Below are 25103 nucleotides of genomic sequence, written 5' to 3' on the forward strand. Positions count from 1 at the left end.
GAAAGAATAGCCTTTTTGGCCGTAGGATCACCCCCGCGGATGCGGGGACAACAAAGCATACGGAATTCCCCATGACGCCCTCGTGGGATCACCCCCGCGGATGCGGGGACAACTCAACGACTTCGGATTTGATAACGAACATCACAGGATCACCCCCGCGGATGCGGGGACAACGGAGTCACTCCTAAAGCGCGTCCGATATCCGACGGATCACCCCCGCGGATGCGGGGACAACGAAAGAGGAGGAGGGGAAAGATGAACGAGAAGAGGATCACCCCCGCGGATGCGGGGACAACCAAAGAAGAAGATTCAGGAATGCGAAGAACAGAGGATCACCCCCGCGGATGCGGGGACAACCCATTATTTTTTCAGGTGAAGAATATGACAAAGGGATCACCCCCGCGGATGCGGGGACAACACTAAAAGACTGCTTTATATATCCTACTCCGTCTGCTCTATCAGAATATTTTTCTTCATTTTTTCAAGCACAGATAGAATTACTTCACAATCTTTTAGAGCTCGATGTGTCGTTTCACATTTGATCCCAAAATGTGAAGCGACTGTGGATAACTTGTGGTTTTCTATAACCCTAAGTTGTTTTCGTGCATATTTTAACACATCTATAGGATTTTCTACATTTAAAGATAAGTCATATAGATTTCCTGCAGCAATCAAAAAGCTGATATCGAAATCAATGTTATAGCCAACGAGCGGTTTACCGTCACAAAACTTTTCCAGATAATACAATCCTTCCCCTTCAGAAATCCCCTGCGCTGTCATTTCATCTGTGATCCCTGTCAGCTTTCTAATGTTTTCGGGGACCGTTTCTTCAATAGAAATAAACGTCTGAAAAGAGTCAACTATCTGATCCCCGCTGATTTTCAGCGCCCCAATCTCAAGAATTGAATTCGTGAGCGGATCAAGACCTGTCGTTTCCAGATCCAGAACGATAAATTCCTGGGGAAACCGCTTTTTGGGAGCGTTTCTGTCTGAGCTCTTCTTTTCAGCCTCAGATGCCCCATTTTTCGATTTTTTTATTACTGGTCGCTTCATCAGCTTCACACCGTCAAAATCGACGACTTTCCAACCTGAATTGAGCGTTTTTATCTCGTATTCCTGTTCTGAACGATCCGATCGAATCATCACAGCGGCCCCGCTGCCTATAGACCTTTCAATTCTTTCCCAAAGCTTATCCCCTACTTGTCTGGACGGTGAACCGACATAAACTCCAGGATGGACTTCAAACAGCCACTTGCTAATATCTCCACGAGTTGAAGGCGGAACTGCAGATAAAACAATAACGAGCATATGATTATTCCATTTGCATCTTTTCTGCAGGAAAATACTGGATTCCAGCCTCTTTACATGGACGATGGTTATCCCAAAGACAAAGCGGTTCTTCTTCCAGAAGTTCAGAATCCTGCACATCAAAAACATATTTCAGATCCGCTACGATGCGTTCAATCAGATGCAGAGCAACAAACTCTTTTCTGAGTTCCGTCCGAACAACTCTTTCAAGATGGGGCGGATTCTTGGAGCCAATCCGAAAAGACAACGGAATCGTTATCTCGGCTTTGTACAGATCAGCTATGTCATAAACTAACGATTTCTGGTGTCCAACATGAATAAAGCCAAGCCCCGGTTCGAGACCAATCGCGTAGATAACAGAAAGACACAGCGCATAAAGGCAGGTATTTGCGACCGACAGCGCTCGATTTACCGGATCGCCTTGTGAGAAATCATCTTTGTCATAACGTCTCCCTTTCCATTCCACTCCCCATAGTTGAGCCTGCTCACGGTAGGTTCGACGCATCCTGCTGCCTTCCTTTCCTCTAAGCTGCTGCAAGGTTAGACCAGTTAAATCTTCATCGGGATATCGGAGAGAGTAGAGTTTTCGCACAACCTCGATATGAAGACGAGGCGTCGAGACGTATTTCGCCTGACGTACCAAAAGTGCCGTTCCATCCGTCAACGGGCGTCCCTGACAGTAAAACCGAAGATTTCCTTCTCCCACCCAGGCGAAAGTTACCCCAGCCTCCGCTGCCAATTCCATAGCCCGATGAGTCACTGAAGTTCCTGGTCCGCAAAGAACGACCAGGAAAGAGTGTGCCGGAATGAGCACAAATCCTTCCTGATCTGTTGAAATAAACGCACTATCCTTGCGGGATATTTTCGCCTTTTCCAGATAAATGAAAGTCAGACGGTCTTTAATTGCCGGCAGTTCCCGAAGAGCGGGTTTATCCGCTCCCGGAAACCTGCTTTGGTGCTCTGATTCAGCCATGACAGGAAACCAGCGTCATCAGGCCCATTCCATACGCTTTGCCGCGACCAATTCCATTAACTAAAGCCAGTTTTAGCTTTTCTGGATCGCTCACGGTGAGCATACCTTCGTACACCACTTCCTGAAGAGCTGCAGCACTTTTCTGCCCATATTTCTTTATTCTTAACTGACGCACAGCCGCAACATCATACTGTCCTTCCTCAAGAGTGAATCCATTTTTTTCTGCGTGTTTTTTAAGCCAGTTCAGCTGATCCTCACGACGAAAAGGAGACACTACCTTTCCTCTCTCTCTCCCTTTATCTTGCGGTACAGAAAAAGTTGGATTAGCAGCCAGTTTAAATCTCCATTTTGATCCTTCTGTCACTCGGTCAAGAAGAAGAGAATAGTCTTTCGACTCCACGTCCGAGTCGGAACGACAAAACTGGTCAGCGAGTACTCGACCATCAAGCGGTCGTCGACTCAAAATCAGCAGATAATACTGTTTTTTCAGGATATCGACTCTCCATAAGAGCCTATCTCTATTTCCCGTCTGGCTAAGTTCAACAGCGCCATGAAAAACATTCGGATTCGACAAAGCTTTCAGGGTTTTACGAAGACCCGTATCAAGTTTTACTCGTGTAAGAATCATTCTCGTATTTCCTCCAGTTCTGCAAATGGATCGTGCTCTTCCCGCGCATCGTTATTTTTGGAAAGATTCATCTTCGCAAGTCCAGGCAGCGGATATTTGGAGACGAGTCTGGATCGATACTCTCTTCTTTTTGGGTTGTAGGAAACGGGATCATCCATAATACGTCTGAATCCATTTTCGCCGGTTCCTTCCAGCTGAATCAAAGGGCGATAAGAAGGCCGCTGGCGTCCTTGAAGAGGATAGTTTTCCAGTGCCTCGCGAAGAGGACTGTCAACAATCCCCAAAATAAGCTTTGGATCTGGCGGACAGGATCGACGTCCAAGAAAAAGAGGAAATTCCGGATGCTTCAGAGCATCTTCGATATCTTCGAGTTTCGTTCTGTCTTCAGCTTCAATGCCTCCGACAAAAACTGCATCGCATAAATAATATCGTCGAGTAATATAGGGAGTTTTTGCATCTTTACGCGCGGTATGAAAATCTTCCAGCACTTCGCCTGGCTGATCTGTCCGTATTCCGTACTTTAAAGCTGTCAGATCTTCCAACGATTCGTCGCGACGGCGTCCAAAAGCCGCCGCAATCATCCCTACCAAGCCGCTTTTGGTAGGTGCGTTTTCGGTATACCGAGTCTCGAATTTTGAATCCGACCCCCAGCTCTGAAGCGGGGCAGTAAGACGCAAAAGGAGGGTAGGCATTACTGTTCTCCGTCAGAGAGCAGATCAGCAACGGTTTTACGCAGCTGTTCAAGCGCATCTGAAAGACGGGCAGGCTTACCAAGATCTTCCAGACCTTTGCCAATCACGAAGGAAGCGGCTGGCTCGTCTACAAACGCTTCACAATCTGAAGCATAGGACGCCATTTTTTCCAGAGATCGACGGACATATCCCTGATCCGACGGAAGCACTGGACTCTCGAATGCAGGAACAAGAGAAACTGGGCGATCCGTTCTGACAGCGATATATACACCATCTGGAAGAGTGTCATTAGCGTACGAGTTTTGCTTGCCTGTTGGCATAGATGTAATGAATGCTTTTGCAAAAGCACTGACCACTTCCGGCGTTGCCTGTCCAAGGCTGCGATAAAGCTCTCCGCAACTCACTGTAGCGTAGCGATAGAGGGTCGAAGAATTAAATTCCCCTACTCCCAGATGGCCTGCCCCTGCAGTATCATCAGAACTCAGGTCATCCACAGCAGTGAAATAATCGAATTCAGTCTGAACTTCATGGGTTGATACTGCATGCGCAACCTGACAAGCAGCGTCGTAATTCAGACTTGGGTCAGAAGCAACCATACGGCCGAAAAGTGCCATATCCACACTCGGTTCATTCGCCAGCGCCGCTTTATACGCTTTTTTATCGGTTTCATCTTCCGCGATCAGTTCCGCAAGTTTCTGCGCTTGCTTTTTACTCATAAGCATCAGTGCGTCTGTACGTGCCTGTGCATTTTTGATTTTCAATCCGGCGTTAGACAGCGCAGTCATGGCTTTCTTTTCGAGCTCTTTATCAGTCAGATCCGGTTTGATCTTTTTCAGTTCCTCTTCTACCATTCCCACAATTTTCTTGGTTCTTACGCCGACCGCTTCTTCAGGAAGCATGTCTTTGAATGCCAGACGCACTGCTCTTTTCCAGGCCTGACTGGATACCCGCGCGCGGGTCACTCCCCCGTAAATGCACGTTTTTGGGGAACCGGTATCGTCCCGGTTAATGTTGCTTGCTGGGACCGTCTGAATGATGTTGATATCAACATAAATGTTTTTCTTCTGCATTTTTTCCTCCATTATCCGGGCTGCCTTGTTTCAGAGGCATTGCCCGACTCAGTTTTATTCCGCTGTTTCGCCTTCCGTTTTCTTGCCTGAATTCATTGCATTGACAAATCCTCTTGCCCAGAAGATGGCAACGCGCGATTTTGTATGGGGATCACTCAGGAAGACTAAATCTTTAGCCAGCATCGGAAAATCCAGTCCGCTGTCCGCTGTAAGCAGCGGGATCAACGTTCGAAGCTTTACTCCGATTTCAGGATAGTATCGGCTGGCGAGCACGCTTTTCATTCGGGACTGCATGCTTTTCAGTTTTTCAGCATCCTTGCGTACAACAAGACCGGCCGCCTTACCAAGGCTAATTCCGTTTTGCTGTACTTCATGACCTTTGCTGTCTCTCCCCTGGGAAGCAATCGCGTACAAAGTCAGCGCAAGGAATGTTGCATTCTCCTCCGGAGTAAGGGAACGGCGGCTTGGTTCTTCTGTATCCAGATTACTGAGTATTGCCCCCCACACTTCTGGCACTTCAGCAGGACTTTTCCCAGCCGCTCTTCGCAAGTTTGCCAGCAGTGCTTTTTCCTCCCCTGTACCTCTGATCTTTTCGAGCTCCTGGATCTGACGGCTCACTGCGATATAAGCCCGGTCCGCCTGCTCATTCCTGTTCATCATTTGCATCGACACCTTCTTTCTTGCGGCCAAAAAGCTTCATATCCGGAAAATATTTTCGAATTTGGCCAGCAAACCGCTGATCAGCTTCTAATATGGATATGTTTCTGTCTTTACCGCTCTCCTGTTCTTTAATCACGCGGCCGAAAACGGACCCGGGATCGGCCAGATTCATAGAGCGTTCGATTTTCTTTTGGCGGAAACGTGTCAGAAGTACAGCGGCTTCATGAATCCACTCATCCGCCTTGGCTTTCATCGTCTTTTCCTGATTATCATGGACCGGATCAATACTGCTGACCCAGGATGTAAACGGCTGATCAAGCATCGCATACACTTCTGAGGTACCTCTGGCCTTCTCTTCATCCCGCATTTCTTTTTTTCCGCCTCTTGCTTCTGCAATATCTGCATAGAAATATCCAGCACAGGCAGCAATTTTATCGATTTTCGTAATTTGAGACTGTATTTCTTTGACCCAAGCAGAACCCATAACGTCAAAGATGCCAGTACATACAGTCAAATTCTGGCTGCTAATACTCGTAATAGCGGAATTCTGTTTCCCATAGGTGACATAGGGGGCTTCAAACCTCACAAGATATCCTGACGGCAATGCCTTTGCTTTAATCAGGCGATCAATCCACTCCACTATGCCAGGCCTAACAGTTTCATTTTCTGGAGATAAAACGAAAATCGAAGAAAAGTCTCTCCACAGCTGCCTTGTGACAGAATGATGTTTTGGCAGAAATACGTTTAACTTTCCTTTTTTCAAAGGCCACCACACAGTGAACGGTTCAGCAAAGCAATCCTCCTGATCGAAAAACTCTCCGCCAAGAAGCCCGTATCCAGTAATCTCATTTTTATTTGATTCCAGTAATATCAGTCTAGATCTAAGTGTCATCAGTGAACCAAAATCTTCCGGCTGCGGGACTTTGTGACGTTCCTCCCATCTTTCCTGGTTTTCTTCCCAGCTCAAATGGTCTGGAGGATAAACCTCTCCATTAGACTGGACAAGAACACAATTAAGCATGAGTGTTTCAAACAAATTCCTGCCTTTCGCATATATTTGGCCGATCTTTCCCAGCCACCCAACTCCGGGTGCTTCTTTATCGCTCGACTTAGATTTTGATTTTCCACTCGTATCATCATAGGCCAGCAAGGTTGGAACCCACCGAGCAGCTTCGCCAAAACTCATACTCTGTTTTCCTGATAACGCGCGGGCAGGAAATAATCTTAGTTTGTTTGCCGATTCCGATAAATCTCCAAATAGCTTTGAGGCTCCGTAATGAGTTCCATGTTTGGCTTTTAAACTTTGCATAAAAGGGTTTTTCTCATCTATAAGCCAGAAATTATCTCTGTTGGCTTCAAGATATTTCTGAATGGATGCTGCAGGAAGATGTCCCAAAGACCAGACTTCGTCCCATCGGTCATAACATTCATCCGGATCTTCAAGAAGACTCGGCACTCCATCCAAGTCGTTCTCGAGAATGACTTTATGAACAATGGCAACAAGCAGACGAAGAACAGCTGCATCCTGCGTTCGAGTTTCGCCTGCCAGATCCAGATACGTCTGCGCATTAAGTAAGGCTTCGGTCAGGCTTACGGTTTCCACTGTTTCATCCGGTTTGCGCACCAGTACCCATGGTTCATCCAACAAATTGAACTTACTTTCCACTTTTTTCTCCTTTCCAAGCACTGATCTATGCAGCAGATCTGTACTGTTAAGTTCACCTTACTCTTCTTTTTGCTTATATCAAGAAATATAGAAATTGATGAATAAATAAGATCAAAATCATAACAATATTCGTCCAACCCATCCTTTTTTATGAATCAAAATACTTCCAGACTTCTTTTGCATTCTTGCTTTCGGTTTATTGAATGCGACATTTTTTATGTCTTTTTAACCATATTATAAAAAGTGCAATGGATCTGCCATTATTTAACGGATGATTCCACTTACTATGTCTTTTGAAAAACAGGTTTTGCCTTTACGTTCCATCTCTATATACGAAAAAAGGCGGATTGCTCCGCCAGCCCCGCTCAGCGGGGATACAAAATATTCCTGATCTGATTTCGTCAATCTCTATTGGATCACACCCGAGAAGTCGGGTCAGCAACGAACAGTCAGGCATTCCCATTATACTCAGTTCAATCCATCCCAGTTCATCTGGATTTCTTCCTATTCGTGTCTTTCTTCAGTTTGAACTGGATCTTCTACACTCAGCTTTTCTATCCCTTTCTCCCATGAATAGCGATAGGAACAGCCCTGCAGCTCAAATGTGCCATTGGAATCAATCCGAAGATGCATCTCTCCTTGCAATGACTCCGGAAGTTTGATTCCGTTCGTCTGCATCCGGCTTCTGATCTCCGCTTCGGCCTCATCCAGGCTGTACACTCCAGGAATCCGTACCCTTTTTGCCAGAATTTCTGCTTCATGTAACGCTTTCGGACATTCCCCAAGTTTCCACAGTCCCGAAAACAGTTCGGAATCCGCCGATTTAATTCCACCATTTTCTTCTTTCAGCAAAATTACCTGTAAAGACGGTTCGATATCGCGAACTGAGTTCTCCGCTGTACTCAGGCTGTGAATTGTCTGCGATCTCATCAAACCATCCAGACCCAGATGCGACATTCTTCCTGTCTGCGGCGAATTCAGGGTATGAGCATCCGCTTTAAAGCTTTGCGCAGTTATGAGAATACGGCGCTTCTCGTAAAGTTCTTTTTCTTCAGCTGTAAGCCGGGACGGATCCGGTTCCGCATATGTCTCGTTAACAAGATCAGGAATGTCGTCCGGAATCGTAATGGCAGCAGGCAGACATTTCTGTGTTCGATCCAGAAGCCACTCCGAATATACGGTTTGCATCGTTCTGTCGGTAACGGATTCTGGTTTTAAAATCAGCACTTCAGGAGCAGCAACCGACTTTGGTCGAAGACGGAAGGCATGTCGATGCAGGCGTCCAATTCTCTGGAGAAGAAGATCCATAGGTGCAAGTTCTGAAATCAGATAATCAAAATCTATATCCAGTGACTGTTCGATCACCTGTGTTCCAATTATGATCACCCGATCTCGCTGTTCTGCTGTAGAGGCTTTTCCTGCCCGTTCCAGAACCCACTGTTCCTTCTTTCGACGATCCGTTCCGGTAAAACCCGAATGGATAAGAAAAACATTTCCTTCCAAGTGATCTTTCACATACGAATAGACTTCCTGTGCTGTTCGTACTGTATTCACCACCATTCCCGCACATCCTCCATCCTTCAGATGAAGTCTCAAGGCTTCGTCAGTCTTTTCCAGTTCCTGCTGAAGGTTCTGACAGACAGCCGTTTCAACCGTTACGCGGGTATGGGTGCCAGAATAAGGCAGGGTTTCTCTGTAAACCTTCTGACCATCTGCCCACGTCAGGCACGGATAGCCTGTTTCCGGTAAATCTGCCAGCTCTTTTCGGATGGATGCTTTTTTCAAGCCGCGTCCCTTCAAATAGGCAGCTGCCAGTTTATCGCGCTGCAATGGAGCCAGAGTTGCAGAAAGTAAAATCACCGGCGCCTTATAAGCCCCCATCCACTCCAGCAGTCTGTCCATAAACTGAGACATATACGTGTCGTAGGAATGGACTTCATCAAGAATCAGTATTTTTCCAGCAAGACCCGCGTGGCGCAAAGCGACATACCGGTGATCCAATCCCGCCATCAGTGCCTGATCCACTGTGCCGATCACAAAATCTGAGAATAAAGCGAGCCGCGCACTGTTCATCCAGGGATGAATGTATAACGATACTTTCTTTTTATTTTCAGCTCCCGGTAATTCATCTTCTCCGACCGGGCAGGAATCAGCCCCCGGCAGGCTGTTGTAAAACGCATTCAGCTGTGCGGCGGCATGAGACAGCCGAAAGGTTACGGAAGAATTTTCTGCTTCTTTGGCAGACCATTCGGCAAAACGCGGTAAAAGACCATTTGCTGTCGCCTGCGTTGGAAGCCCCACAAAAACGCCTCCCGTTTTTAAGCGTCGACTCAGCTGATCGGCGGCCATCAGTGCCGCTTCCGTTTTTCCAAGTCCCATTGGCGCTTCAATAAGAATCAAGCCGGGATCTTTCACCTCCTCCAGAAATCGGAGCAGCTCACTCTGAAATGGTCTCGGTACAAATCCGAACATTTTCTCGAAAGAATGCGCATTCTGGCACAACCATCGGGAAGGAAGTGCAGCTTTTTCCCATCCTTTTTCCACGCGCTCGGGATAGCAGCGCAGATTGGCTTCCTCAAAACAGTTCACCAACGGAAAGTACGCCGTATTTGAAGCGATCCAGTCCGCCTGGGACAGCAGTCCGGCAACGACCATAAGATGAGCACAATCAAGATTTGGAAGATCTTCGGGACTTTTAAAGTCGGACACTTCCAAAAAAATTTGAATCAATTCTTCCCACAGCGAAGTCCAGAACGCTTCCTGCCCGGCATCTCCCCTCAAATCGTTGCGCAGCTCGTACGGCAGCCGATCCGGTTTCCAGTCCTGTTCAGGTTCCTGTGTTCTTCCATGATGGGCCCCAACGACCGAAGCGGCGGCTTCCGAAAAGCCCTCATAACGCAGAATGATTTCCCCAAGCCGAGAATGAGGTGCTTTTCGCCCATCCGATCCGTACTGAAGCGTGTCCAGAAAGGAAACAGGGAAAGAAAACGAGAATTTTCCCGCTTGGTAGATCTGAGCCTGAAAAGACGATGTAACTTTTCCAAGATCGTGCACCAGTCCGAGGAAAGCAAAATAGGCTGAGGCTTTCTCGGCGGATCCGCAGGCTTCAGTAAAGCTATCCTTTACATTTTGTGGGATTCGTTCTTCAAACAGCTTCTTCAAAACCCCTGCAGTATCGAGCGCGTGCATCCAGAACGGGAGAAACCCTCCACCCGTTCCTGTTTTTCCCGCCTTGGCAATACAGAAGTCCGAAATTTGTTTTAATTTTTCAGCGGCTTCCCGCTTTTCACAATTCATGAATTTTCTCCCTTTCGTTTTCTGATTTATATTTTCTAACGCCTCATACGTATTCGAACTGTGTTTTCTCTATTGTTCATGAATGAATCGCATTTTTTAGGAAACATTAAGCAGATTTCATTTACTATTTCCGTTTTTGTAAATGCGGAAACCTGCAATTCGCCTTCCTGAAAGAATTTTTTCTGCGACATTAAAAGCGCAGTGACACCGGTCAATCGGTCACTGCGCTTTCGCGTAAAACAGGATTAAGTTTCTGCTTGCCGTTTCTTCACAACATCAGCGGCTCAGCGATTTAAATCTTCGATTTTTTCCGTAGCTGGGACAAGGCGTAAAGCCAGAACCGCGTGATTCAGATCTTTAGCGGCCGCATTTACTGCAGCCTGATCAGCATTCGTATTGTTATAAACGGTCTGCGCAGCGCGGATCTGACTAGTCCACTGCTCCAACGCCTGGCCTTCAAGTGCGTAGTCGGAAAGTTTGATTCCTTTGGCTTCAGTCAGCACTGTGCTGAGCTGAGACTTTTCTGCGGTGTCCCCGGTCATCACGATCTCGTAGATTTTTGGTTTTGGCTGATCGGAGCTCCAGTTTACACGCACACGAAGGGCTTTCTTTGTACCATCGAGCGCAAAGCGGTTCACCGATTTTTCCAGAGTTCCCAGATCTGTCCACTCTTCATCTCCTTCATAGAGGACTTTAACAGCCGCATTGGAGAAGTTTTCCGCGTCCTGCACGATAGTCAGGCAAGGCAGCTCGTTCTTTTCGGGAATGACATACTCAAAGGATCCTGCCGGCGATTTCGGTTCAAAGCATGTTGTCAGATCGTTGTCTGCCGCAAGCTGCATATTTTCTTCCGTACCTGTAAACAGAGACGGAACGTCTTCCGGAAGCGGTGCATCATTGAGTAAAATCTCATGCAGTTTCAGGTAGGCTGACTGCTCCGTTGCTTCCTCTTTGGCACTGTCCGTAACATCGATTCGAATGTAACGAATCCGCGAGCCGTCACCTTCTGTACGCTGGTAGCGCAGTGCGCTGTCAATTACGGTCTTGTCATCCGCGGCATTGACAGTCATGACTTTTTTCCAGTCTGTTCCATTGGCGGAAACCGAAATATCACCATGGTAAAGACGCGGGCGATTTTCGGCCATATAAATCGAAAGCGCGTTAAACGGCAGTTCGCGGCCCAGATCAATCATGATACTCTGCCCAGCCGCCTGATTGACGCTTGTCCATGCATACGTCGTCAAATTGCCGTCGGTCAAAGCAGACCAGGAGCCCTCTTTGAGCGGTAAATCGGAAGTAACCGTCGGAACCACACCCGTTGTTTTCATCAGGTTCAGGGCAAAATCAGCTGGAAGCACAACTGCCGCATCAGAAGCATTTCGTACCCGCGCAAAACGAACGGTCTCTCGTCCGGAAATCGTCTCACTGCTCCAGGTTGTACCATCCAGCGAGTATTCCAGGACGCAGCCCGATGGGGCCTGTGCAGCCTGCAAGGCGGAAATGAAGATCGGATCGGTCAGTTTCACACCGATGGACTGACCCGCCTCAAGAGTCAAAGCGGAATTTGTTTTCAGTGTGACTGTGCTGTCTGTCGATTCAATCGAAGCTGAACCGGCATTTTCCTGCGTCGAATAAATTTGTGCAGGGGTGTTAGCGGACTTATTTACCGTGAACTCGCGAACGCGGGTCCAGAAATCGTGCTTGTTCGGGTTGTTCGGGTCTGTAAATCCAGTAACGCGAAGTCGAATGTAGCGGGCGCGAACATCCAGATTTTTGCGTACGATACGGCTTTCGTTGATATTTTCTTCAATCGGTGTCCAATTTTCGCCGTCTGCAGAGTATTCAAGAGTGGATTCGTGGAAGCGGTCATGATGCGTATCCGTTTCGCCCTGAATAATTTCCACATCATGGATATTCAGCATACGGCCTAAATCGAGACCATAGTAGTCACCAGCGGTCTGCACACTATTCCAGGAAGCAAACGTCGTTTCATCGCCGTCGATCATTTTTTGCGTATTGGTGTTTTCTCCAAAGCTGGAAATTACAGAAGGCGTAAAGCCGTCGTAGTCCGGATTCAGGTTGAGCAGGATTTCATTGGACATTTTCGTCAGCAGATTCTTCACAAACGGATAGAGCCGCTTCGATCCGCCCTTAGCCGTCTTATCGGCATATTCGCGCGGACTGTTATCGTCCCATTTGGCGAATTCTTCGTTGGCTTTGCTGAGGTGAATCCAGGCGTTTTCCATATCGCCTGCGCTGAACGCCGTATAGGCATCCATGGCCGCGATGCCGGCTTTCGCCACCGCGTCGAGCGAATTGAGCCACGGATTCAGATCCGAAAGAAGTGCTTCGCTTCCGTTGGCTTTCATATCGGCAACGGCTGCCGTAATGGCCTTGAACTCGTCATACACGGCCGCAAACTCTTCAGAATCCTCTGCGGGGACTCCGCTGTTCAGTCTGTTCTGAAGCGCTTCCAGACTTTCTTTAAGATCTTCCGATTCCGGGAAACCGCCTGGATAGCGTCCGGAATCGGGACAGTTCGACAGATGTCTTGCCACAACCGCATAGCTGTCTGCCACTTCCGGTTCGATGTACTTAAAGCTGTTTTTCCAGATCGTATCGACGTTCTCGGAAAAGTTCTGCGTATTCCACAGCCAGCTCATAAGCTGGAAATAAGCGACCTTATTCGCTTCCGGATAATTGACCGGATTGGACATCAGACCTTTTGTATGCTGGAGATTATCGGCGGTCGAGAAATAAAAATCGATATTGCCGAGATAAATACCGGCTTTATCGTGCTCGGAGCACGGATAGTTGAGCCAGTTGACGATTTCATGACCGGATCGTTCGTAGACCCAGTCAATATCCGTCTGCGTTACTGGGCAGTTTACGCGTTCTCCTGTCCAGTACAGAAGAATATCGTCGTCGAGATTATTTTTATAGGCGTTCAGCTCATTGGTAACTGTGGCTTCCGCTGCCCAGGTCCGGTTGTAGTTGATCGGGCAGTAAACCAGCGGTCCGCAGTCACCCTTTGCTTTCAGCCAGGCGTTTACATCGTTCAGAAAGAGCGCGATATCCGCGGGGGCTCCGCTGTTGTAGTCATCGTTCAAAATGTGGAAATCGCGTACGCCGATGTCATACAGCTGCTGGAATTTTGCAAGCAGTGCAGCCAGCCGCTCCTGATATACACCGTAGTTTGCACTGTCTCTTTGCGGCGAAGCACCGTTTAAAAAGGCCGATTTTCCGGCATGGAACGACCACGCATAGCGAACCTTGCTGGCTTTGGCCACATCGACAAGGTGCTTAATCTGATTGAGCTCTTCCTGCGGATACTGCGCTTGCCAGTTTGAACCGCCGTGATACGGGTCGGTCTTGGACGCGAAGACATACATATTGCCTTTTACCTTGCGCAGAAAGCGAATCTGCGTCTCGCGGCCTTCGTAGCTGAATCCGCCGTAAAAGCCTTCGATAAATCCGCGCAGTTCCTTATCGGCATAGTCTTCAATCGATACTTCCTTAAGCTGATTGCCTTCAAAGGAAGAGAACATCATTTCCAGCGAGGACAGACCGTAAAAAGCAGCATCGGTGTCCTTGCCCACAATCGCAATTACACTCGTGTTTCCATCCTGATCGACATCAAGCGCGTAGGCGTCGGTCTTTTCAAACAGATCGGCACTCAGCTGTTCGTTGGCATCAAACCAGGCATCAGCGGCACCGTTGGAATCATGAACGCCCAGAAGAATGTTCGTCTTTCCGCTCACAGCTTCACTTCCGGTTGTGGCGGTCAGTCCGTTTTCTTTCAGAATTTCCTGAAGATAGTCTTTGGTGTACTGATCAATATCATTTTCATAGACAACGTTCACCTCGTTTGAAACGGTGAACTTGTCCGATGCAGGATATTCCACGGAATGCGGAATCGGATAGATTTCATAACGATCTGTTTCCGGCTCTGCTTCCGGCGTTTCCACAGCGAGCACGGGTGCAGAAGGAAGCGGCAGCATCGCTGCGCTGACCAGAGCCGCAAGCAGACGCGAGGTATATTTTTTCATCCCAATATTTCCTTTCTCATTTGAAACGGGCTCCCCTTTTAGCCCGAACGGGGAGTTTATTTCTTTTTTAGTTTACCAAATACGTCGTAAAAAAAGCGGTCATCCTGTATGCGTTTTCATGCAGAATGACCGCTGTTCGTTTTCCCGGTCTGTGGGTTCAATCGCTTTCGTCTTCCTTTTCCCTTGCCAGACTTGCAAAGCGTTCTTCTTCTTCGCGCTTTTTTTCCCGCGCCGCCGTTTCGAGCAGGCGCCGGATTTCGCTATGCCGCTCGCTGCCTTCCCAGGCGCGCACCTGAGCGAGAGCGGCTTCTTTCTGGCCGTCGGCTTCCATCAGACGAATATAAAAATGTTCGTACAGATCGATCCGCTTTCGGTTCTTTTGAATCTGGGCACTGTCTTCGGCATGGAGCGCACGAATTTTCTGATCGTAGTCGTCGATCAGATCAAAGCGCAGATCGCCGTTTCGGATATAACCCATCAGAACGTCGAGCAGTTCATCCTGAATGATCCAGTCGCCGTTTGCCATCAGCAAAATCGCATCGCACAGCTTTTCAAACGTTTCGACGCGAATTCCTCTGGCCATATACATGGAACAGGCGGTTCGATACAGCTCTGTCCAGGTCAGATTCATTTCTTCCAGACAGCCGCTCCAGTAGTAAGACCGTTCATCCACAACACAGAGCTGCCGGGCGATTTCCAGATACGTCTGGCAGGCGAGATCGTACTCTACGGCTTCTTCTGGCATGAGGGGCAGTTCTTTGAGAATGCTTTTCATCTCATTTTTCATTTTGGTGCGGGTCGCGCCGCGGCATCTTCTCCAGCCCAGCATCCGGTCGATCAGTTTCTCCGCCTTGGTTCGAGCCTTTTTGACATCTATGATTTTCGCTTTCGCGTCAGGTGGTTCCTTACCTTCCGCCACGGCTTGGATATAGAGATCAAACAGTTCTTTTTCCTGCTTATCCATCCGTTTGAAATACGTCAGGATCAGCTCATCCTTTTTCGCACCGTCCATGCTTTTGAGCAGACGCTTTCGTTCGGTCAGTGTCATACGTTTTTGCCAATCAAAAGCCGGTATCGTTCATCCCTTCTGAGCGTCTCTTCCCTCAGAAATCGGCTTTTCGCCTTTCTATATATTGTGTACGCCTCTTATTTACTGGATACGTCTTGCGCATGGAGTACTTCGGCCAAATCCGCTTTTGGCATTCTCCTCTTCTTTTCTGTTTCAATCCATTCGTCCAGACTCAGCGGCTGATAGTCCGAACGCATGCAGAAGCAGTTGATCATCTGCAACGGAATCTGCGCGATTTCACCGGTTCCGATTCTGGCATGCGTCTGTCTGGCGATATAGTCGCAGCACACATCCAGATTGTCCTGATCGTGGGTGTTATGAATATGTCCATATAACATCCACGTCGTCGGCGTTCCCTGCTCGTCCGTTCGATACTGCCCGTTGTAGCAGATCATCGGATAGTGCGAAAGAACGACCTTTCTTCGATTGTCATGCAGTTCCGCATAGTCCTTGATCCATTCAAAATGACTCGGATCAAAGGTTTTATCTTTCAGATACAGGTCATGATTGCCCTTGATCAGAAATTTTCGGCCATTCAGCCGTTCGAGCAGTTCATTCGTCTGCTCTCCGTTTCCCCACGAAAAATCCCCCAGAATTACGACTTCATCATTTCGTTTTACCTTCTGATTCCATCGTTCAATCATATATTCATTCATCTCTTCTGCACTCTCAAACCCGCGCTGATCCATTTTGGTCAGCAGCGAGCGGTGAAAGAAATGACAGTCCGCGATGTAGTAGCGCATCGTTCAACCCCCTTAAATTTCTGGATGACCTCCATCTGCCGGTTTGTACGGCTTCCTGGCGCCTGCTCTTGGGCCGGCGACCTGGCTGCATCCGGTTCTATCCTACCGTTTTGGACAGGAAACTGCCGAATTATCCCCTTCTCTTTGTACCGGCGAGCCTGCTCAGCCGGTTCATTTTTCTTTTTCGTTCGACAGAAAAAGCGGCTGTTCAAGCCGCCACATGTGTACAGATGGATTTTCAGGCTGCGCGCTTTTGTCTTCGAAAACTGTCCAATGGGAAATTTATGGTCTTCAGAAAAGTCCAATCCGAGTCTATGTCGATATCCACTATATATAGAAAGCGGATATAGAAAGCGAACGGTTCTCTTTCCCATTTTCGTACTTCTTTCGCCCTTCACCCGGACGCCGGATTTACTGCCCGGATGTGCTCAGCTTCTCTTTTTTTTCCTGCATCTTCTTTGCGGTCCAGACATCGATCCGATCGAGAACGCCTTCGAGATCTTCGAAATTCCGGCCCAGGGAAAGCCGGACATACTGATCCATTCCAAAGCACCAGCCCGGAACGAAGAAAATACCGGTTTCTTCCAGAAGTCCTTTCGCAAATTCCCGGCTGGACAGCCCTTCGGGAAGTTTCAGAAAGGAAACCGTTCCCTTGCGCGGCAGCTGGCAGGAAAACCACGGAGATTTTTCCAGCCACTTCGCCAGAATTTTCTTGTTCTCGGCGATTTTCTTTTTGGAGCGTTCGAGTATTTCCTGACGGTGGTGCAGACCGGCCCAGGCCGCTTTTTCAGAAAGCGGTCCGGCACAGATCAGCGTATAGTCACGGAACACATTAATCTGCGCGATGAGTTCGGGGCAGGCTTTCACCCATCCCAGTCGTACGCCGGCCAGACCGAACAGCTTGGAAAGCGAAGCGGTGCTGACGCCTTTTTCATACACATCGCTCATGGCGCATTCGTCCGCGTCGTACTGCCGGTACACTTCATCGCAAAGAATCCAGACATCGTATTTTCGCGCCAGATCGCGCAGACGCAGGACCTCTTCGCGATTGAGCCAGGTCCCGGTCGGATTGTTCGGCGAGGCGAACACCATCAGGCGCGTGCCCTTCTGAAATTCTTCTTCCAGCGCCATCCAGTCGAGCGTCCAGCCGTCTTCAATGAGCGGCAGTTCGCTGACGGTGCATCCAAGCCAGCGGGGATAATCGGAAAACTGCTGGTAGCCCGGCGTGATGGTCACTACATGATCGCCCGCTTTCAGCAAAATGTTCATGACCAGTTCATTGGCCTGAAGCGTCCCGTTGGTCATGGTCAGCGTTTCTTCGCGCTGGTCTTCATATAAAGAAAGGATTTCCCGACGAAGAGCGGGATCACCGGTAATCCATCCGTAATCCAGAACGAGACCGTTAAAAAGATCCGGTTCAAACGCCAGCAGTTCCTCCATGCCCATCGGCAGAGCCGATGTGTCGGTCATGTTGAAACGCGCCTGACGTTCATAGTCGTTCATCCACTGTTCAGTCAGAAAATCCTTGATGTTCATAAAATTCCTTTCCTGCAGGGCGGTTCCTGATCAGGAATAGAAAACTTTGGACAGGAACTCTTTTGCCCGTTCACTTTGCGGGTTTGTGAAGAATGTTTCGGAATCCGCCTCTTCCACGATCTTTCCGGATTCGAGGAAGACAACACGGGTGCCGACTTTGCGGGCGAAGCCCATTTCGTGGGTAACCACGATCATGGTCATGCCCTGGGCAGCCAGATCCTGCATAACTTCCAGTACTTCCTTGATCATTTCCGGGTCAAGAGCGGAAGTCGGTTCGTCAAAAAGCATGATTTCCGGATTCATGCACAGCGCTCGGGCGATCGCCACACGCTGTTTCTGTCCGCCGGAAAGCTGGTTGGGATAGCTGTCCCGTTTTTCGAGCAGGCCGACTTTTCCCAGATATTCGAGCGCCACTTTTTCGGCTTCTTCATCCGAACGCTTCAGAACCGTCGTCTGGGCAAGCTTGCAGTTGTCGATAACGGTTTTGTTCGGGAACAGATTGAAGTGCTGGAAAACGAAACCCATTTTATTGCGCAGCTCGCGGTATTCCGCCTTGTTTTTCGGATCCATGCGCTTGCCGTCAAGAGTAACGGATCCTTCATCCGGTGTTTCCAGACCGTGAATGCAGCGAAGGAACGTCGACTTGCCGGAACCGGAAGGACCGATCAGGCAGACGACTTCGCCTTTTTTGACCTGAAGGGAAGCATCGTGCAGCGCATGCAGCTTTCCGAAGTTTTTGGAAAGATGGGAGGCATCGATCATGATGCCAGAAGCTTTCGCTTCGTTTGTTTTTGGATCAGTCACTTACAGCCATCCTCCTTTCCAGCTTTCTTGAGAGCCAGCTGATGATCAGCGTCATGAACAGGTACATGATGCCGGCCACGATTAGCGGAACAAGATAGTTATAGTACTGCGCACCGAGCGTCTGCGCGTTGCGCATCAGTTCGCCGGCACCGATGCAGCTGGCCAGAGAACTGTCCTTGATCAGGGTAATGAACTCGGAAACCAGAGGCGGAATGATGCGCTTGAACGCCTGGGGCAGAATGACCTGAAACATCATCGGCCAGTAGGAAATGCCGAGCGTTTCGCACGCTTCCCACTGTCCTTTGTCAACGCCCTGAATACCGGAACGGAACAGTTCACACTGATATGCACCGGAGTTGAGCGACAGAGCGGTCAGCGCCACCGCATACACATCCATGCGAACTCTTACCCCGGTAATCATCCGGATCAGAACCGGAATGCCGAGATAGAAGAACATGATCTGCAGAAGCATTGGCGTACCGCGGAAGATTTCTACATATATGCTGCAAAGCCAGTTGAGAATTTTAACCTTGGAAAGACGGCCGGCTGCCAGCAGGATACCGATTACCATGCCGATCAGCAGAGCACCCAGGGCTAAAAGCAGCGAAATGCCGGCGCCTTTGAGCAGGAAAAGCAGGTTTTCCTGGGTGAGAATTTTTTCCATTCGTCAGGGCATCTCCTCACTTATTCGGCGTCTTTGTCCGCCGGAGCGAACCATTTTTCGGTCAGAACGGTGTATTCGTCACTTTCCTTGAAGGCTTTGATCGCCTCGTTGATTTCATCCATCAGTTCCTTGTGGTCTTCTGTGGAGTAGATGATGTTTTCTTCATCCATCAGAGCGTCGCCGATGATTTTGAAATCGCCGTTGGCTACGTACTGGTCCGCTACAGCCTTGTCGATGACAACTGCGTCGATGCCGTGTGCTTTCAGGTTTTCCATCATGAGGTTGGCATCGGATACGGCCTGTACCTGAGCGCCTTCGATCATGGCAGCGGCTTCTTCGCCGGTAGCTCCCTGCTGAGCGCCTACCACTTTGCCGTTGAGATCGTCAGCGTTAGTGAATTCGGAATCCGAAGCGACAACGATAACCTGTGCGGAATCGTAGTAGGAATCGGAGAAGATACCTTCACGGTCTTCATCGTAGGTGAAACCGGAAATGCCGAGGTCGATCTGGCCGGCCTGCAGCGCGGAAATAATGGTGTCGAAGGAAAGTTCTTCGAACTTGTAGGTGTAGTTGTGTCCGTTTTCGTTGAGATAGTTGAAGATCCAGTCGGTCATATCCGGGTCAAAACCGATGATCTGGTTGCTGGAATCCTTGGATTCATAAGGCGGATAGTCGGGGGAAATACCAATGAGGATTTCCTTGGCGTCCGCTTTGGCCGCGGTGCTGGAAGCATCGGCCTTGCTGGATGTTTCGGCCGGTGCGGAGGAGCATCCGGCAATGCCGCAGGCGAGCAGTGCGCTTAATGCGATCGATACAGTCTTTTTCATTTTTTTATTCCTTTCCTGGGCATCGGCCCATATAGAAGATCAGAATCAGGAAGCGGTCCGATAAAAAAAGCGTCCTTTCGAAATTGACGAAAGGACGCAGATTATACGCGGTACCACCTTACTTCCCCGGCAATAGCCAGGGCTCTTTCATCCTTAACGCGGATTACGGCGGGGATTAGTCCGCACTCCAAGACACGTTCAAAGCTTTATCCCTGACCGCTTTCACCAGCCGCGGTCTCTCTGCAAGGTTCCGGCTTTTACTACTTCTCTTCTTCGTTTTATGCAACGATTTAAACACAAGGCCCTTCAAAAGGCAAACCCGGACGAGCGGCTTTTTATCGGAAAAGAGCGTTTAAGCGTTTTTTTCATCGTTTTTTTTCTTGATTTTCAGGACTGGTTTCCCATTTTAGTTTTTCAGGGCCTGCAGCGGAGCCGGGATACGGCCGCCGCGGTTGACAAACACGCTGTTTTTCTCCTGATTGACCGGCATAACCGGGCCGCTGCCCAGCAGTCCGCCAAAATCGAGAACGTCGCCGACTTCCTTGCCGATGGCCGGAATGATGCGTACAGCGGTCGTTTTCGTGTTGACCATGCCGATCGCGGCTTCATCCGCGATCATGCCGGACAGCACGTCCGCGCTCGTATCGCCCGGCACGACGATCATGTCGAGGCCGACGGAGCAGACTGCGGTCATGGCTTCCAGTTTTTCCAGACGCAGGCAGCCGGTGCTGGCTGCGTGAATCATGCCGGCATCTTCCGAAACCGGAATGAAGGCGCCGGACAGACCGCCGACGTGGCTGGTCGCCATGACGCCGCCTTTTTTCACGGCATCGTTCAGCATGGCCAGGCAGGCGGTGGTGCCGTACGCGCCGCACGTTTCCAGACCCATTTCTTCGAGAATATAGGCAACCGAATCCCCGACAGCCGGAGTCGGCGCCAGCGAAAGATCGACAATGCCAAACGGAACGCCCAGACGGCGGCTGGCTTCCTTGCCGACCATCTGGCCCATGCGGGTAATTTTAAACGCGGTGCGCTTGATCAGGTTGGCAAGCTCATCCATCGTGGCGTGCTTGCTGGCCTTGGCCAGAACGGCACGGACGACGCCCGGGCCGGATACGCCGACGTTAATGACGCAGTCGCCTTCGCCTGCGCCATGGAAGGCGCCGGCCATGAACGGGTTGTCTTCCGGCGCGTTGCAGAAGACAACGAGCTTGGCTGCGGCGATGCAGCTGTTATCCGCGCTGATTTCCGAGCAGCTGCGGATGATGCGGCCCATCTGCTTGACCGCGTCCATATTGATGCCAGCCTTGGTGGAGCCGATATTAACGGAAGAGCACACGTGCTCCGTCTGCGACAGCGCGCGGGGAATGCTTTCAATCAGTTCGTTGTCCCCGTGCGAATAGCCTTTCTGCACCAGAGCGGAATAGCCGCCGATGAAATTGACGCCTAGCTTCTGCGCACAGCGCTCGAGTGTCAGAGCGTATTCGACCGGATCGCCGCCGGAAGCGGCCACAAGCATTGCGATCGGGGTAACCGAAATGCGCTTGTTGACGACCGGAATGCCGTATTCTCGGCTGATATCGTCGCCGACTTTGACCAGATTCTTGGCCAGACGGCAGATTTTTTCTTCAATTTTCGCGCAGGAGGCGTGAATGTCCGCGTCCGCACAGTCGAGCAGAGAAATGCCCATGGTAATGGTTCGGATATCCAGGCATTCCTCGTCGATCATTTTGATGGTTTCAAGAATATTTTTTGTCTGCATGGCGGCCTCTAAATCGTATGCATCGCTTCAAAGATTTCCTGGTTCATGACGCGGATGACCAGTTCATTTTCCAGTCCGATCGCTTCCATGCCCTGTGTAAACTCATCAAAGGTAGTATCCATGCGATCCATGTCCACGATCATGGTCATGGAAAAGATGCCGTCCAGAATGGTCTGCGCGACTTCCAGAATGTTGACGCCATGATCGGCACAGGCATTGGCGGCCAGCGCCAGAATGCCTACGCGGTCCGTGCCGACTACACTGATAACTGCTTTCATCTCGTTGTCTCCTTATTTTTCTCTCTCGGGTTCTGGCCGCCAGCCGCTCTTATGGAAAGAAGCCGGCTGCGGCCTTTTCGATTTCCCTTTCCTAGCGATCCGATTTCCAGACCGCCGCGACGGCTGTTCCAAAGCGGACAGCCGGGTTAAAAAAGAGCATCGTCTGGATGCTCTCGTTCAGGTTCAAGTTTACCGAATGTACAGGCAATCAACGAAGTTCAAATGAAGTTTTCGCGTATTTTGCCAGTTCCGTCGGTTCGTAAGCGCTTTGAAGCCCTTCCACATTGCAGTCGTACTCACCGGGCATGAATTCAAAGTTTTCCTGTTTTTTCAGCAGATCGATTACTTCTTTTGTTTTTTCTTCGGAAAGCGAAGCCGTTTTAATAATGCGGATAATATCCTCCTTGTCCATGAGGACGGCCTGCACTTTCAGATTTTTCTGCGCCAGGAATTCGTCTTTGGCTTCACAGTCCTGAATGTTGAAATAGAAGTCGCACGTATCGAGCGGTCCGCCTTCCATCAAGAAAATCACAATGCCATTGGTCTCGCACACTTCGACCGTAAACGGTTCGGCCGCCCGCTCAAGCTGGGCATCGTTCCATTCGTCATCCTTGACCGCCAGAATCAGTTCGCCGTCCGCGAAATCCGCAACGGCGCCTTCTTCAATCGGCCAGGGGAATTTTTCCAGTTTTTTCATACTATTCAGTATACGGCGCCCCGCTTCATTTCGTACCGTTCATACCGCCCGTTCTCTGCAGAGCAAAGAAAAAGGCCGCAGCTTTTCGAGCCGCAGCCTTATGGATATACTTTTTAAATTCGATCCATGGAGTTTCTCCATGAAAAACGGGGGAAGAATCGACTAGATACCGAGGGCTTTCTGCGCAGCGGTAACGATCGCCATCTTGTAGATTTCTTCTTCGTTGGCACCGCGGGAAAGGTCGTTGATCGGCGCATTCAGACCCTGCAGAATTGGGCCTAAAGCTTCCCATCCGCCCAGACGGGCAGCGATCTTGTAGCCGATGTTTCCGGAAGAAAGGTTCGGGAAGATGAAGGTGTTGGCATGACCGGCAACTTTGGATTCCGGTGCTTTCAGTGCAGCGACTTCCGGTACAACGGCGCAGTCAAACTGCATTTCGCCGTCTACGTCAAAGTCGAGCGGCATACGTTTCAGACGAGTCGTCGCCTCGTCCATCTTGGCTACGCAGTGACCGGTAGCGGAGCCGAAGGAAGAGTAGGAAAGCATGGCCACTTTTGGTTCTACGCCAAACTTGCGGGCAGTGTCTGCTGTCTGAATGGCGATTTCTACGAGTTCATCCGGGTTCGGGTCGCGGTTGATGGCGCAGTCAGCCATGAACAGCTGTTCGTTGCCTTTAACCAGAATAAATGTGGAAGAAACGATGGACTGACCTGGAGCCGTCTTTACCAGCTGGAGAGCCGGACGTACGGTATCGGCTGTGGAATAGGTCGCACCGCCAAGCAGACCGTCCGCATAGCCCATTTTAACGAGCATCGTGCCGAAGTAGTTGGTGTGGCTCAGCGCTTCCGCAACGGCTTCACGGGACATTTTTCCTCGACGGAGTTCAACCATTTTTGTGATCATGGCTTCCTTGTCCGCAAATTCGCTTGGAGCGATCATTTCGATGCCGGTGAGATCAAAACCGTTTCCCTTTGCGCAGGCTTCAATCTGCTCTTTTTCACCGAGCAGGACCGGCTTCAGGATGTTTTCTTTCGCAAGACGAACGGCAGCGCCCATAACGCGTTTGTCCCAGCCTTCTGTAAATACGATCCGGACATCCTTGCCGCGGATCCGTTCAGCTAATTTTGAAATAATCATGTTCTGTTTACCTCTGTGTGTATGGATTTCCATCCACCAATATACCATTGTGCTGTTGATTTGCCTAATTGGTCCATTCTTTCACAAACTGCTTTATTTTCCCCGAAAAACAGGATGGTTTCAGAACTTGAGGACCTCTTCTTTCAGGCGTTCGACCATCTGATCGGCCGGGATTTTTTCAATAATTTCTCCCTTGCGGATCAAGAGTCCTTCGCCTTTTCCGCCCGCGATTGCAATGTCCGCGTGACGCGCTTCGCCAGGTCCGTTAACCGCGCAGCCCATGATGGCTACGGTAACGGGTTTGCGTAGCGTCTGCAGCCACTGTTCCATTTCATCGACGACCGGTTTCATGTCCCACGCCGTCCGGCCGCAGCTCGGGCATGCGATCAGATTGGGCACGTCGGCGAGCAGCCGGCAGTCCTTGAGCAGTTCGCGCACGATCGGCAGTTCCTTCTGCGCGTCGCCGTTGACCGAAATGCGAATCGTGCTGCCGATGCCTTCAAGCAGAAGCGGGCCAAGCGCGAGCGTCGATTTGATCGCCGACGTCATCTGCGTGCCGGCTTCCGTTACGCCAAGATGAAGCGGATAGTCGAACGTTTCGCTCGCCAGCCGGTACACTTCCATGCAGAGCAGCGGATCGCTCGACTTGAAGGAAAGCACAATATCGTAAAAGCCGAGATCTTCCAGAATATCCACGTGGCGGCGCGCCGATTCAATCATGCCTTCGGCAGTCGGCTTGCCATACTTGTCGTGAATGTCCTTTTCGAGCGAACCGGAGTTGATGCCGATTCGAATCGGGATGTGTTTTTCCTTGCAGGCTTTTACGACGGCTTCCACGTTCGCGCGGCTGCCGATGTTGCCTGGATTGAGCCGGATTTTGTCCGCGCCGGCTTCAATGGCGGCCAGCGCCAGTCTGTAGTCGAAATGGATGTCGGCGCAAAGCGGAATGTGAATCGCCTTGCGGATCGTTTCGATCGCGCGCGCATCGGAGAAATCCATCACCGAAACGCGAATGAGCTCGCAGCCCATTTTTTCAAGTTCGAGAATCTGGGAAATGACTTCGTCAGTATGATCGGTCTTGATGGAGCACATCGACTGCACCACCACATGATTGTTTCCGCCGATCTGCACATTTCCCGCAAATACCGGTCTTGTTTTCGTTCTGTGCACAGGGTATCATCGCCTTTCCTGAATCTATTTTACGGCCTGCAGGGCAGGCATTCCTCTTGGAAAATCACTTTGT

The 25103-nt window shown here is 49.8% G+C and carries 20 protein-coding genes, 1 CRISPR repeat array and 1 other annotated feature; all 20 genes read right to left on the bottom strand.

The features are described from left to right. Window positions 1–24: 24 nt before the first annotated feature. Window positions 25–418: direct repeats of the CRISPR family, unit length 28 nt; unit sequence GGATCACCCCCGCGGATGCGGGGACAAC. A gap of 23 nt (window positions 419–441) precedes the next feature. Further along, window positions 442–1308, bottom strand: a complete 867-nt coding sequence (gene cas2e / locus Q2J39_RS02735) for a type I-E CRISPR-associated endoribonuclease Cas2e (RefSeq protein ID WP_288338757.1) — start codon at window positions 1306–1308, stop codon at window positions 442–444. Window positions 1309–1312: 4 nt separating this feature from the next. Continuing rightward, entirely contained in the window at window positions 1313–2281 is a 969-nt protein-coding gene (gene cas1e / locus Q2J39_RS02740) for a type I-E CRISPR-associated endonuclease Cas1e (RefSeq protein WP_288338755.1), read from the bottom strand. Beyond that, the gene (gene cas6e / locus Q2J39_RS02745; protein WP_288338753.1) at window positions 2274–2909 is read right to left on the bottom strand and encodes a type I-E CRISPR-associated protein Cas6/Cse3/CasE; all 636 of its coding nucleotides are present in this window, start codon (window positions 2907–2909) and stop codon (window positions 2274–2276) included. The genes cas1e and cas6e overlap by 8 nt, the downstream gene beginning before the upstream one ends. After that, entirely contained in the window at window positions 2906–3601 is a 696-nt protein-coding gene (cas5e, locus tag Q2J39_RS02750; protein ID WP_288338751.1) for a type I-E CRISPR-associated protein Cas5/CasD, read from the bottom strand. The genes cas6e and cas5e overlap by 4 nt, the downstream gene beginning before the upstream one ends. Further along, the gene (cas7e, locus tag Q2J39_RS02755; RefSeq protein WP_288338749.1) at window positions 3601–4683 is read right to left on the bottom strand and encodes a type I-E CRISPR-associated protein Cas7/Cse4/CasC; all 1083 of its coding nucleotides are present in this window, start codon (window positions 4681–4683) and stop codon (window positions 3601–3603) included. Before cas7e ends, cas5e begins: the two co-directional genes overlap by 1 nt. A 42-nt stretch (window positions 4684–4725) precedes the next feature. After that, a complete protein-coding gene (gene casB, locus Q2J39_RS02760) occupies window positions 4726–5337 on the bottom strand; it encodes a type I-E CRISPR-associated protein Cse2/CasB (protein WP_288338747.1) in 612 nt (203 codons plus the stop codon). Further along, on the bottom strand, window positions 5315–6997 hold the full coding sequence (gene casA, locus Q2J39_RS02765; protein WP_288338745.1) for a type I-E CRISPR-associated protein Cse1/CasA: 1683 nt from the start codon (window positions 6995–6997) through the stop codon (window positions 5315–5317). Before casA ends, casB begins: the two co-directional genes overlap by 23 nt. Window positions 6998–7501: 504 nt before the next feature. Continuing rightward, a complete protein-coding gene (gene cas3 / locus Q2J39_RS02770; RefSeq protein WP_288338743.1) occupies window positions 7502–10294 on the bottom strand; it encodes a CRISPR-associated helicase Cas3' in 2793 nt (930 codons plus the stop codon). Window positions 10295–10578: 284 nt separating this feature from the next. Next, window positions 10579–14343 (bottom strand): beta-N-acetylglucosaminidase domain-containing protein, encoded by a 3765-nt coding sequence (locus Q2J39_RS02775; RefSeq protein WP_288338741.1) that lies wholly within the window; start codon window positions 14341–14343, stop codon window positions 10579–10581. A gap of 157 nt (window positions 14344–14500) precedes the next feature. Further along, window positions 14501–15391: a hypothetical protein gene (locus tag Q2J39_RS02780; RefSeq protein WP_288338739.1), complete on the bottom strand. Its 891-nt coding sequence runs from the start codon at window positions 15389–15391 to the stop codon at window positions 14501–14503. 98 nt (window positions 15392–15489) lie between these two features. Continuing rightward, window positions 15490–16155 (bottom strand): metallophosphoesterase, encoded by a 666-nt coding sequence (locus Q2J39_RS02785; RefSeq protein WP_230268099.1) that lies wholly within the window; start codon window positions 16153–16155, stop codon window positions 15490–15492. Between the two features lie 411 nt (window positions 16156–16566). Then, a complete protein-coding gene (locus Q2J39_RS02790) occupies window positions 16567–17691 on the bottom strand; it encodes an aminotransferase class I/II-fold pyridoxal phosphate-dependent enzyme (RefSeq protein WP_288338736.1) in 1125 nt (374 codons plus the stop codon). 30 nt (window positions 17692–17721) lie between these two features. Continuing rightward, the gene (locus Q2J39_RS02795) at window positions 17722–18453 is read right to left on the bottom strand and encodes an amino acid ABC transporter ATP-binding protein (RefSeq protein WP_230268116.1); all 732 of its coding nucleotides are present in this window, start codon (window positions 18451–18453) and stop codon (window positions 17722–17724) included. A 34-nt stretch (window positions 18454–18487) separates the two neighbouring features. Further along, window positions 18488–19159, bottom strand: a complete 672-nt coding sequence (locus tag Q2J39_RS02800) for an amino acid ABC transporter permease (RefSeq protein ID WP_230268101.1) — start codon at window positions 19157–19159, stop codon at window positions 18488–18490. A gap of 20 nt (window positions 19160–19179) precedes the next feature. Continuing rightward, window positions 19180–19986, bottom strand: coding sequence for a transporter substrate-binding domain-containing protein (locus Q2J39_RS02805; RefSeq protein WP_230268102.1), 807 nt, complete (start codon window positions 19984–19986; stop codon window positions 19180–19182). Window positions 19987–20073: 87 nt separating this feature from the next. Continuing rightward, window positions 20074–20269 (bottom strand) — a binding site (T-box leader). Window positions 20270–20392: 123 nt separating this feature from the next. After that, a complete protein-coding gene (locus tag Q2J39_RS02810; protein ID WP_230268103.1) occupies window positions 20393–21748 on the bottom strand; it encodes a PFL family protein in 1356 nt (451 codons plus the stop codon). Between the two features lie 8 nt (window positions 21749–21756). Further along, window positions 21757–22026 (bottom strand): ACT domain-containing protein, encoded by a 270-nt coding sequence (locus Q2J39_RS02815; protein WP_230268104.1) that lies wholly within the window; start codon window positions 22024–22026, stop codon window positions 21757–21759. Between the two features lie 208 nt (window positions 22027–22234). Then, entirely contained in the window at window positions 22235–22723 is a 489-nt protein-coding gene (locus Q2J39_RS02820; RefSeq protein WP_288338731.1) for a hypothetical protein, read from the bottom strand. 162 nt (window positions 22724–22885) lie between these two features. Further along, a complete protein-coding gene (pta, locus tag Q2J39_RS02825; protein ID WP_288338730.1) occupies window positions 22886–23860 on the bottom strand; it encodes a phosphate acetyltransferase in 975 nt (324 codons plus the stop codon). A 120-nt stretch (window positions 23861–23980) separates the two neighbouring features. Further along, complete coding sequence (ispG, locus tag Q2J39_RS02830) at window positions 23981–25030, bottom strand: flavodoxin-dependent (E)-4-hydroxy-3-methylbut-2-enyl-diphosphate synthase (RefSeq protein ID WP_230268107.1); 1050 nt, start codon at window positions 25028–25030, stop codon at window positions 23981–23983. Between the last annotated feature and the right edge of the window lie 73 nt (window positions 25031–25103).

The sequence above is a fragment of the uncultured Allobaculum sp. genome (genome assembly GCF_948576815.1).
GTDB lineage: Bacteria > Bacillota_I > Bacilli_A > Erysipelotrichales > Erysipelotrichaceae > Allobaculum > Allobaculum fili.